This is a genomic window from Leclercia sp. UBA5958 (assembly GCF_002430365.1).
In the GTDB taxonomy this organism is placed as follows: Bacteria; Pseudomonadota; Gammaproteobacteria; order Enterobacterales; family Enterobacteriaceae; genus Enterobacter; species Enterobacter pneumoniae.
The window spans coordinates 273242-284337 of record NZ_DJCE01000001.1 but is presented as its reverse complement, the minus strand read 5'-3'; the positions used below and the strand labels follow the sequence as shown (position 1 = coordinate 284337).

The 11096-nt window shown below is 54.3% G+C and carries 13 protein-coding genes; 7 read left to right on the top strand and 6 right to left on the bottom strand.

Annotated elements, in window-relative coordinates; genetic code table 11:
• The 5 genes from rsxG (at position 1) to gstA (ending at position 4789) form a co-directional block, all read left to right on the top strand.
• Entirely contained in the window at positions 1-621 is a 621-nt protein-coding gene (gene rsxG, locus B2Q93_RS01425; RefSeq protein ID WP_046885985.1) for an electron transport complex subunit RsxG, read from the top strand.
• Between the two features lie 2 nt (positions 622-623).
• On the top strand, positions 624-1313 hold the full coding sequence (locus B2Q93_RS01420; protein ID WP_046885984.1) for an electron transport complex subunit E: 690 nt from the start codon (positions 624-626) through the stop codon (positions 1311-1313).
• Positions 1313-1948: an endonuclease III gene (gene nth, locus B2Q93_RS01415; protein ID WP_046885983.1), complete on the top strand. Its 636-nt coding sequence runs from the start codon at positions 1313-1315 to the stop codon at positions 1946-1948. Before B2Q93_RS01420 ends, nth begins: the two co-directional genes overlap by 1 nt.
• Before the next feature lie 618 nt (positions 1949-2566).
• Positions 2567-4075, top strand: a complete 1509-nt coding sequence (gene dtpA, locus B2Q93_RS01410; RefSeq protein ID WP_212477989.1) for a dipeptide/tripeptide permease DtpA — start codon at positions 2567-2569, stop codon at positions 4073-4075.
• A 108-nt stretch (positions 4076-4183) separates the two neighbouring features.
• Positions 4184-4789: a glutathione transferase GstA gene (gene gstA, locus B2Q93_RS01405; protein ID WP_040075902.1), complete on the top strand. Its 606-nt coding sequence runs from the start codon at positions 4184-4186 to the stop codon at positions 4787-4789.
• Positions 4790-4824: 35 nt separating this feature from the next.
• Here gstA and pdxY read toward each other — a convergent pair whose 3' ends face one another.
• The 5 genes from pdxY to anmK all read right to left on the bottom strand — a co-directional run bounded on the left by pdxY (position 4825) and on the right by anmK (position 9407).
• Positions 4825-5685: a pyridoxal kinase PdxY gene (gene pdxY, locus B2Q93_RS01400; protein ID WP_046885981.1), complete on the bottom strand. Its 861-nt coding sequence runs from the start codon at positions 5683-5685 to the stop codon at positions 4825-4827.
• A gap of 66 nt (positions 5686-5751) precedes the next feature.
• A complete protein-coding gene (gene tyrS, locus B2Q93_RS01395) occupies positions 5752-7026 on the bottom strand; it encodes a tyrosine--tRNA ligase (protein ID WP_040075905.1) in 1275 nt (424 codons plus the stop codon).
• A 125-nt stretch (positions 7027-7151) separates the two neighbouring features.
• Positions 7152-7808, bottom strand: a complete 657-nt coding sequence (gene pdxH, locus B2Q93_RS01390; RefSeq protein ID WP_046885980.1) for a pyridoxamine 5'-phosphate oxidase — start codon at positions 7806-7808, stop codon at positions 7152-7154.
• A 57-nt stretch (positions 7809-7865) separates the two neighbouring features.
• Positions 7866-8189, bottom strand: coding sequence for a C-type lysozyme inhibitor (gene mliC, locus B2Q93_RS01385; protein WP_046885979.1), 324 nt, complete (start codon positions 8187-8189; stop codon positions 7866-7868).
• A 93-nt stretch (positions 8190-8282) separates the two neighbouring features.
• Positions 8283-9407, bottom strand: coding sequence for an anhydro-N-acetylmuramic acid kinase (gene anmK, locus B2Q93_RS01380; protein ID WP_040075908.1), 1125 nt, complete (start codon positions 9405-9407; stop codon positions 8283-8285).
• A 285-nt stretch (positions 9408-9692) separates the two neighbouring features.
• Between anmK and slyB the strand changes: the two genes are divergently transcribed.
• The gene (gene slyB, locus B2Q93_RS01375; protein WP_046885978.1) at positions 9693-10160 is read left to right on the top strand and encodes an outer membrane lipoprotein SlyB; all 468 of its coding nucleotides are present in this window, start codon (positions 9693-9695) and stop codon (positions 10158-10160) included.
• A gap of 69 nt (positions 10161-10229) precedes the next feature.
• Here slyB and slyA read toward each other — a convergent pair whose 3' ends face one another.
• The gene (gene slyA, locus B2Q93_RS01370; protein WP_040075910.1) at positions 10230-10670 is read right to left on the bottom strand and encodes a transcriptional regulator SlyA; all 441 of its coding nucleotides are present in this window, start codon (positions 10668-10670) and stop codon (positions 10230-10232) included.
• Positions 10671-10856: 186 nt separating this feature from the next.
• Here slyA and B2Q93_RS01365 point away from each other — a divergent pair, with 186 nt between their 5' ends.
• Positions 10857-11093: a DUF1656 domain-containing protein gene (locus B2Q93_RS01365; protein ID WP_412098735.1), complete on the top strand. Its 237-nt coding sequence runs from the start codon at positions 10857-10859 to the stop codon at positions 11091-11093.
• Positions 11094-11096 lie beyond the last annotated feature (3 nt).

Below are 11096 nucleotides of genomic sequence, written 5' to 3'. Positions count from 1 at the left end.
ATGCTGAAAACCATGCAGAAACACGGCGTGACCCTGGCGATTTTCGCCGCGGCCCTGACCGGGCTCACCGCGCTGGTGAATGAGCTGACCAAACCGACTATCGATCAGCAGGCTGCCCGCCAGCAAAAAGCGCTGTTCGATCAGGTGATCCCGTCAGAGGTCTATGATAATGATCTGCAGCAAAGCTGCTTTATCGTTCAGGCGCCGCAGTTGGGGAAAGGGAACCATCGCGTCTTTATTGCCCGTAAAGGCGATACTCCTGTTGGGGCAGTCATGGAAGCGACAGCGCCGGACGGCTACTCCGGTTCTATTCAACTGCTTGTCGGGGCCGACTTTGCGGGTACCGTTCTTGGCACCCGCGTGACCGAACATCATGAGACGCCAGGCCTTGGGGATAAAATTGAAGTCCGTCTGAGCGACTGGATTTTGCAGTTCGCGGGCAAGGTGATTCACGGTGATAATGATACCGCCTTTGCCGTTAAGAAAGATGGCGGCGAGATTGATCAATTTACCGGCGCCACCATTACGCCACGCGCCGTGGTCAACGCGGTGAAACGTGCAGGGCTTTATGCGGAAACGCTGCCTGCGCAACTCAACAATCTTCCGGCCTGTGAGGAGTAATCATGAGCCAGGTTAAAGAGGTAATCGTCCAGGGTCTCTGGAAGAACAACTCGGCATTGGTACAGCTGCTGGGGATGTGCCCCCTGCTGGCGGTGACATCCACAGCGACCAATGCGCTGGGTCTGGGGCTGGCAACCACGCTGGTGTTAACCCTGACCAACTTCTCTATCTCAGCCCTGCGTCGCTGGACGCCATCGGAAATTCGTATTCCAATCTACGTCATGATTATCGCCTCGGTGGTAAGCGTGGTGCAGATGCTGATCAACGCTTATGCCTTTGGTCTGTATCAGTCTCTGGGGATCTTTATTCCGCTGATCGTAACCAACTGCATCGTAGTAGGCCGTGCGGAAGCCTTTGCGGTGAAGAACGATCCGGCCATCTCTGCGCTGGACGGCTTTTCTATTGGGATGGGCGCCACCTGCGCCATGTTTGTGCTCGGTTCGATGCGTGAAATTCTGGGTAACGGAACGCTCTTTGACGGTGCAGATGCACTGCTTGGCGGCTGGGCGAAGGCGCTACGCATTGAAGTCTTCCATACCGATACCCCGTTCCTGCTGGCGATGTTGCCACCCGGTGCCTTTATCGGCCTTGGCATGATGCTGGCGGTAAAATACCTGATTGATGAGAAACGCAAACGTCGTGCGGCAGCCCGCAGCGTAAGCGTTGAAGATGGCGCGGCCGGGAAAGCCTGATGAACAAAGAGAAGCGTATTGCGATTCTGCAACGCCTGCACGATGAAAATCCGCACCCGACGACGGAGCTGAAGTTTACTTCGCCTTTCGAACTGCTGATTGCTGTGCTGCTCTCAGCCCAGGCGACGGACGTCAGCGTCAACAAGGCCACCGCGCTACTCTATCCGGTGGCAAATACGCCGGAAGCGATGCTGGCGCTGGGCGTGGATGGCGTAAAGCAGTACATCAAAACGATTGGCCTCTTTAATAGCAAAGCGGAAAACGTGATTAAAACCTGCCGGATCCTCGTTGAACAGCACGGTAGCGAGGTACCGGAAGATCGCGCAGCCCTGGAGGCGTTACCTGGCGTGGGGCGCAAAACGGCGAACGTGGTATTAAACACGGCGTTCGGATGGCCGACAATCGCAGTAGATACCCATATCTTTCGCGTCTGCAACCGCACCCAGTTCGCCCCCGGGAAAAATGTCGAGCAGGTTGAAGAGAAGCTTCTGAAAGTGGTCCCTGCCTCGTTTAAAGTGGATTGCCATCACTGGCTCATCCTTCATGGGCGTTATACCTGTATTGCGCGCAAACCACGTTGTGGCTCGTGCATCATTGAAGATCTCTGCGAATATAAAGAGAAAGTCTACGCCTGAACCGTCGTCCGACGGTTCATTATTACCCCTGGCAACAGCAAGCCTTTGAAACCCAACCTGTCTGTTCGCTTTTTATACGTCGATCCTGCTCTTGCTTTGCCAACGCGCAGTGATTTCATAGGGCGCATTAACGGAAAGACAGGTTAAATGTTTTTTTGTCAGCGAAAATTTCTATAACTCTGTGATCGCGATCACCCTGATAACACGATGTTAGTTTTTTGTGTATAAAAGACGGGTAACCCCTTCCGCGCGCAGGTGATACAACCGCCCATGCAACATATCTGACCAGCTAATTTTCAGAACATAGCCCATATCACTACTCAAGCAACCAAACAGCAGAACATATCGCCATAAGCCCATTCTCTCCCCGCCCTGGTAGTGAAAAAATCCAGTAAAACCTAATGGATGAAATTTAACGCTAAATAACAATTAGGTTTCTGGCGTATTGTATCGGCTTAGTTAAATGTAACAGACCATTACAAATGTATTGCCAGATGGGTCAGGATAGTGAACATTACCCGCCGTTTCCCCTCCCACTATAACTATAAAGCGGATGGTTTTTTAGACATCACGCTATGAACACCCCCGTTAATATGGGATGTAAAAAAAGAGGTATATGTGTCTACTGCAAACAATAAACCAGCGGAAGAGAGCGTAAGTCTTAACGCTTTCAAACAACCTAAATCGTTCTATCTCATCTTCTCTATCGAGTTATGGGAGCGTTTTGGTTTCTACGGCCTGCAAGGGATCATGGCGGTTTACCTGGTTAAACAGCTGGGTATGTCAGAAGCCGATTCCATCACGCTGTTCTCTTCTTTCAGTGCGCTGGTATATGGCCTGGTCGCGATTGGCGGCTGGCTGGGCGATAAAGTCCTGGGTACCAAACGTGTTATTTTGCTGGGTGCCATCGTTCTGGCAATCGGCTATGGCCTGGTCGCCTGGTCCGGCCACGATGCAGGTGTGGTCTATTTAGGGATGGCGACGATTGCCGTGGGTAACGGCCTGTTTAAAGCGAACCCGTCCTCACTGCTCTCTACCTGCTATAACAAAGACGATCCGCGTCTGGACGGTGCATTCACCATGTACTATATGTCCATCAATATCGGCTCCTTCTTCTCCATGCTGGCGACCCCGTGGCTGGCGGCAAAATTCGGCTGGAGCGTGGCATTTGCCCTGAGCTTCGTCGGGCTGCTGATCACCGTGGTGAACTTCCTGTTCTGCCGCAGCTGGGTTAAAGAGTACGGTTCTAAACCGGACTTCGCTCCTGTGCAGATGGGTAAATTGCTGGCAACCATCGTAGGTGTGGTTGTACTGGTTGCCATTGCCACCTGGCTGCTGCACAACCAGGGCATCGCGCGTGCGGTTCTGGGCGTGGTTGCACTGGGTATTGTGATCATCTTTGGTAAAGAAGCCTTCTCTATGCAGGGTGCTGCACGTCGTAAGATGATTGTGGCCTTCATTCTGATGGTTGAAGCCATTGCCTTCTTCGTGCTTTACAGCCAGATGCCGACTTCACTGAACTTCTTCGCCATTCGTAACGTTGAGCACTCTATCCTCGGTATCGCGTTCGAGCCGGAGCAGTTCCAGGCGCTGAACCCATTCTGGATCATGGTCGGTAGCCCGATTCTGGCGGCGATTTACAACAAGATGGGTGACCGTCTGCCAATGCCGCACAAATTCGCTATCGGTATGGTGCTGTGCTCGGGCGCCTTCCTGGTGCTGCCGCTGGGTGCGAAATTCGCCAGTGATGCGGGTATTGTCTCTGTTAACTGGCTGATCCTGAGCTACGCGCTGCAGTCTGTCGGCGAGCTGATGATCTCCGGTCTCGGTCTGGCAATGGTTGCTCAACTGGTGCCGCAGCGTCTGATGGGCTTCATTATGGGTAGCTGGTTCCTGACCACCGCGGGCGCAGCGATCATTGCAGGTAAAATTGCCTCCCTGATGGCAGTACCGGAAAACGTGACCGATCCGCTGCTCTCCCTGAATGTCTATGGCTCCGTGTTCCTGCAGATTGGTATTGTGACCGCCGTTATCGCAGCACTGATGCTGCTGACGGCCCCGAAACTGAATCGTATGACTCAGGACGACGACACGACGGCGAAAGCGAGCAACACCGCGACCGTGTAATGTCATCGGGAAACGACTGAAGAGAAGCCGCTAACTGTGCGTTAGCGGCTTTTTTTTTATCTGGCGGCGCACTAACATAGCGATAACCTTAGCCAAAAGGAGTTACCGATGAAACTGTTCTACAAACCGGGTGCCTGTTCGCTTGCGTCACACATCACGCTGCAAGAGAGCGGTAAAGATTACACGCTAAACGGCGTTGACCTGATGAAGAAACGCCTGGAAAACGGCGATGATTTTCTCGCAATTAACCCGAAGGGACAGGTTCCTGCGCTGCTGCTTGATGATGGCACCCTGCTGACTGAAGGGGTCGCCATCATGCAGTTCCTGGCTGACGCCGTGCCGGATCGCCAGCTGCTGGCCCCTACTGGCAGCGTCGCGCGCTACAAGACGCTGGAGTGGATGAACTACATCGCTACCGAGCTGCATAAAGGCTTTACGCCGCTCTTCCGCCCGGATACGCCTGAAGAGTACAAACCGACCGTCCGCGCGCTGCTGGAGAAAAAACTGCAGTACGTGAACGACTCCCTTAAGGATGACCAGTGGATTTGCGGCCAGCGCTTTACGATTGCCGATGCCTATCTGTTTACCGTACTGCGCTGGGCACGGGCGGTTAAACTGAATATGGAAGGTTTGGGCCATATCGCGTCCTATATGGATCGCGTGGCGGCACGTCCGACGGTGGCAGCGGCGCTGCAGGCTGAAGGACTGAACTAAGCGTTACCGGGCGGCGCAATGCCGCCCGGCATCTTTTAAAGCTGTGTCGCGCTGAAATAGTGCTCTGGCTGGGCAATGCGATCCTGCGCCGCAACCACCTGCAGTTCGTACTCCTGCATCCCCTTTGTAGCGACCATGATCTCGTACACCGCTGCGGTAACGTGCTCCAGAGCTTCACGCAGGCTTGCCCCCTGGAGCAGCTTCACCAGTAGCAGACCGCTGGTCACATCGCCGACGCCCACCGGCTGGCGTACCCCAAAATCCACCAGCGGACGGCTGATGTGCCAGGCTTCGTCTTTCGTAACCAACAACATTTCAAAGCGATCCTGACTTAAACCCGCGCGTGCCAGATGTTTTACCAGCACGATTTCAGGGCCCTGAGCGATCAACTCCCGCGAGGCGGCGACCGCTTCTTCAACGTTTGTCACCGGATGCTCGCAAAGAATTTCCAGCTCCACGAGATTGGGGGCAATGATATCGCTGGCCGGCAGTGCATGGCGCACGTGAAACTCTGCCACGCCCGGCGCCACAATACAGCCCTTCTCCGGATGGCCCATCACCGGGTCGCAGAAATACTTCGCACCGGGGTTTGCCGCCTTCACCTGGCGCACAATACCCAGAATGTGCTCGCCCTGCTCCGCCGAGCCCAGATAGCCGCTTAACACCGCGTCGCAGGTTTTAAGTTTATCTATCTCAGCGATCCCCTGCACAATCTCGGTCAAGTGCGACGGCGGCATGACGCAGCCAGTCCATTTACCGTACTGCGTATGGTTAGAAAACTGGACGGTGTTTAAAGGCCAGACATTGGCGCCAAGGCGACGCATTGGAAACTCTGCGGCGCTGTTACCCGCATGGCCAAACACGACGTGGGACTGGATGGCGAGGATGTTCTTCATGTTTTACTTACCACAACCCTGAAAAAATAAAGGGGCGTGGTTTCCCACGCCCCTGTGTACTAATTATTACTTCCAGCAGACCAGACAGTAATTTTTCTTCCCGCGACGCAGCAGCGTGTAGCGGCCGTAGAGGCGATCGCCCTCAACGAAGGTATATTCCGGATCGGCCTGTTTTTCACCATTGATCGTGATGGCATTGGAGGCGATGGTTTTACGTGCCTGACCGCGGGACGGCTGCAGCTCTGAATCAACCAGCGCCTGCATCAGGTCTGCGCCCTTTTCCATCTCAACCATAGGTACGCCATCCTGCGCCAGCTGCTCGAAGTCAGCCTCGCTCAGATCGCTCAGGGTGCCGTTGAAGAGGCTGGCGGTAATGCGTTTTGCCGCAGCCAGCCCCTCTTCACCGTGTACCAGTTTGGTCACTTCATCCGCCAGCACATATTGCGCGCGTGGGGCTTTACCGCTGTTTTTATCTTCTTCTTCCAGGGCGTTGATGACTTCAATGTCCATAAAGGTGAAGAATTTCAGGAAGCGATAAACATCGGCATCCGCGGTGTTAATCCAGAACTGGTAGAACTTGTACGGGCTGGTCTTCTTCGGATCAAGCCATACCGCGCCGCCTTCGGTTTTACCAAACTTGGTACCATCGGCTTTGGTGATCAGCGGAACGGTCAGACCGAAGACCTGGTTCTGATGCAGACGGCGAGTCAGGTCGATGCCGGAGGTAATGTTACCCCACTGATCGGAGCCGCCAATCTGCAGCGACACGCCGTGCAGCTTGTTCAGACAGGCAAAGTCATAGCCCTGCAAAAGGTTATAGGAGAACTCGGTAAAGGAGATGCCCTGATCGTCACGATTCAAACGCTGCTTCACCGCTTCTTTGTTAATCATCTGATTTACAGAGAAGTGCTTGCCGATATCACGCAGGAAGGTCAGCACGTTCATGCCGCCAAACCAGTCGTAGTTGTTAGCAGCAATCGCAGAGTTATCGCCACAGTTAAAGTCGAGGAAAGGTGCAACCTGTTTGCGGATTTTATCCACCCACTCCTGCACGGTATCTTCGGTGTTCAGTTTACGCTCGGCGGCTTTAAAGCTTGGGTCACCAATCAGACCGGTTGCGCCACCCACCAGCGCGACAGGCTTATGGCCTGCCTGCTGGAAGCGTTTCAGGCATAACAAAGGAACAAGATGCCCCAAATGCAAGCTGTCAGCGGTGGGATCGAAGCCGCAATAGAGCGCGATGGGACCTTGCGCCAGCAGCGAAGCTAACGCTTCTTCATCCGTCACCTGAGCCACCAGGCCCCGCTCTTGCAATTGTTTAATCAAGTTACTGCTTGCCATCAAATGCTCCATTAATAATCGACTGCACCTCTGTCGGTACACGACTTTTCGCCAGACGCGAAAGAGACATAGAATAAAGCGCAAGCGCGGCGTGCGCTAGCGCTTAACACAACAAATTTCGGGGATTACGGAGCCAGACGGTCGATTTTCCAGCCGCCGTTATCGCGCTGGTATAAAAAGCGATCGTGGAGACGGTGTTCACCGCCCTGCCAGAACTCCATCTGATCGATGGGGATACGGAACCCGCCCCAGAAACTGGGAAGCGGCACTTCGCCCTGCTGGAACTTTTGCTTCAGCTCGAGGAATTTACTCTCCAGCACGCCACGGGCGGAGATGCGGCTTGACTGCTTAGAGACCCAGGCCCCTATCTGGCTATCACGTGGGCGACTATGGAAATATTTCACCACTTCGAGCGTAGAGAGACGTTCCACTTTGCCGGTCACCATGACCTGACGCTCCAGCATATGCCAGGGGAAAAGCAGGCTGATACGCGGATTGTTCTCCAGATGGTGGGCTTTGCGGCTGCCGAGGTTGGTATAAAACACCAGACCTTTCTCGTCAAAGTGCTTGAGCAATACGATGCGCTGATAGGGCTGGCCATTTTCATCAACGGTCGCGACAACCATGGCCGTGGGATCGGCCAGTTTCGCTTCGCAGGCTTGTTTCAACCAGCGTTCAAACAGCACCAGCGGTTCAGCAGGCAGGTCCTGACGGCGCAGCCCCCCTTTGGTGTATTCACGGCGCAGATGCGCAATTTGCTGCAAGTGATCGTTATCTGACATGGCGTTATCTGAGATAAGAAGTGGGTGGCGCTATTGTGCGCCGCCCCTTTGAAAATCTCAACGCTTCGGATTCTGCAGCTGGCAGTTGTTCATGACGATGCGGTCGCGTTTATAAATTGTGGCCGTGTCTCCCTTAGACCAGAAGACATAGACCCCATCGGTATAGCGCGCCCCCGAGGCAGAGATCCCCTGCTTCAGGTTCAGCAGTTTGTTGTCATAGACGAAGCTCACTTCCTGACGCGGGTTATTGAGATTGACGGTGATCGGTTTCTCATCGCACTGGTACTCCAGTTTGTCGGTCTGCATACGTTCGACAAAGTGGTTGTAGTAGCTACAGCCGGAGAGTAAGAGAGGGGCAATCACAAGCAGCAGTTTTTTCATGGATCTGTTCCAAAGACTTTCCTGGTCCTGGAGGGTGAAATCACCCTCCCACATGCCCTTAGTGTACTGCCTGCCTGGTAAGGCGAATTTCAGTTAACTCTGATTTTGCCGGGGGTTAGCGGGATAGACCGCTCCCAGCACGCTTGCTTCACGCGCACCGGTCACAGAGGGCAAATTCCCTGGTAACCCCGCCACGGTACGCCAGGCCAGCCAGGCAAATGCCAGCGCCTCCATGTCGTCCCCACTGATACCCGCTTCATCGGTTGTGGTGACTTCGGTACCCGGCAGTAACGCGGCCAGACGAGCCATTACCAGTGGGTTTCGGCTGCCGCCACCGCAGACCAGCAGACGTTCGCAGCCGCCGCTGAGCAGAACCTGTTCGGCAATAGATACCGCCGTGAGTTCGACCAGCGTCGCCTGGACATCCTCCGCTGCCAGTCCCGGGAAGGTGACGAGGTGGCGCTCAAGCCAGCCGTAATTGAAATATTCGCGCCCGGTGCTTTTCGGTGCCGGTGCGGCAAAATAGGGATCGCTCAGGAGATTCTGCAGGAGGGGGAGGATCACCTTCCCGCTACGGGCCCACTGCGCGTCCTTGTCATAGGGTTTGCCCATCTGTCGCCAAATCCAGGCATCCATCAGCATATTGCCTGGCCCGGTATCGTAACCCCGAACCGGCTGGCCAGGGATTAGCAATGAGAGGTTGGCGATCCCGCCAATATTCAGCACCATTCGCCGTTCAGTGGGATGCGTGAGCAGCGCCTGATGAAAGGCGGGCACCAGCGGTGCACCCTGCCCGCCTAACGCAATGTCACGGCGGCGAAAATCGCCCACCACCGTCACGCCGGTTCGGGCCACAATCTGATTGTTATCGCCAATTTGCAGGGTATGCGGGGCATCGCCGGTCGGTTCATGCCAGACGGTCTGGCCATGACAGCCAATGGCGACCACATCCTGTGGGCGCAGATTCTCCTGGTCCAGCAGCGCCTGTACCGCCTCGGCAAACAGCTGCCCCAGACGGGTATCCAGCTGTCCCAACTGGGAGAGCGTCAACTGTTGGCCCTGACAGATGTCGAGAATGGCCTGTTTGAGTTCGGGGGGGATAGGCCAACTGAGGCTGGCCTGTTGTGCCACCATATTCTCATCGATTGCCGCGAGAACAACATCCACACCGTCGAGACTGGTTCCTGACATAACGCCGATGTAACGACCCGATTTCATACGCTTTCCTTTATTCGCGTGGGGGAGTGGCCCACTCCATCATAAACGCCGGGGCAATGCTATGGCGGGATAATACTTTTTAACACTCCCGCGCCAGCCGAGCGATATTCTCATTTTTCAGCGCCAGAATTGTGCCCATTTTTTAAGCCGTTTATCTTTCGTTACGTCAAAATCCAGTACCATTCTGCTGGTGTTTACGCAAGAATATGATCTATGGCAGCCAATGCCTTATAATTTAGCCATAACGGATGCTCTTTGAGCGTTTTTGGTGAACAGGAGATTCAAATGATTTTACGTGTACTGGCTGTTTCCCTTGTAGGGTTTACACTGGCAGGCTGTGTCAACGACAGTTCCCTCTCAGGGGATGTCTACAGTGCTTCTGAAGCGAAACAAGTTCAGAATGTCACCTACGGAACCGTTGTTAACGCTCGCCCGGTACAAATCCAGGGTGGAGACGAAAGCAACGTTATTGGTGCACTTGGCGGTGCGGTATTGGGTGGTTTCCTGGGTAACACCGTTGGCGGGGGCGCCGGTCGAAGCCTTGCAACAGCGGCAGGTGCCGTTGCCGGTGGTGTAGCGGGCCAGGGTGTCCAGGGTGCAATGAACAAATCTCAGGGCGTAGAGCTTGAGATTCGTAAAGATGACGGTAGCACCATCATGGTAGTGCAGAAACAAGGTGCAACCAGATTCGCCGCCGGGCAGCGTGTCGTGCTGGCCAGCAATGGCAGCCAGGTGACCGTCTCCCCACGCTAACCGTGAATATCAGCAGCGCTAAGTAAAAAAAAGCCTTGCATCAGCAAGGCTTTTTTAATGTATGGCAGGTTAGCCGCGGGACTGAAGCTCGTTGATATTCTGCTCAAGGCGAGAAATCAACGCAATCAGCTGTTCCAGTTCCGCCGGTGAGATACCCGAAAGGATCTCGCCACGCGTCTTGCTGATGACCGCTTCCATCTCAGTGATGATAGGCGCAGCCTTTTCTGTCAGCTTGATGCGTTTGGCACGTCGATCGCTGGCACAGGTTTGACGGGAGATTAGTCCCTTCTCTTCCAGTTGATCGAGCGTACGAACCAGAGATGGCTGCTCAATGCCTATCGCTTTTGCCAGTTGAATCTGCGACTGGTCGGGAGGCAGCTGATGAATGTTATGCAGCGTTACCCAGTGTGTCTGCGTCAGTTCCAGAGGTTTCAGGCGATGGTCAATCAGAGCACGCCAGATGCGTACTAACCTTGCCAGATCAGAACCTAATGGCGATTCCAATTTCATCTCCTTATAATTAGCTTGCTAAGTTATTATACTGATTTTAGAATAGTGTGCAGCATTTATATTGCCAAAACAAATGCAATACGTCCTACATCCTTGATGACACCATGATTTACACTCAAGTTCTGAGGCCGTCGCGCGTCAGGCTGGGCCGTTATGGCCAATTTTCAATTGCAAAGGAACGAGCTGGTGAAAATCACATCTCTCGCCGCGGGGCTACCGCTTCAGGATCTCATCGTGGGTGCATCCATTTATTTCCCTCCGTTATTTAAAGCGGTGATCCCCGGCTTCTTCCTCTGGCTACTGGTCCACCGTTTGCTGCGCGACTGGATCTACGCCGGTGAAATCTGGCATCCGATGCTCATGGATCTCTCGCTGTTCGTGCTCTGCGTCTGCCTGGCGCTGGTTATCCTGACTCTCTGGTGACAA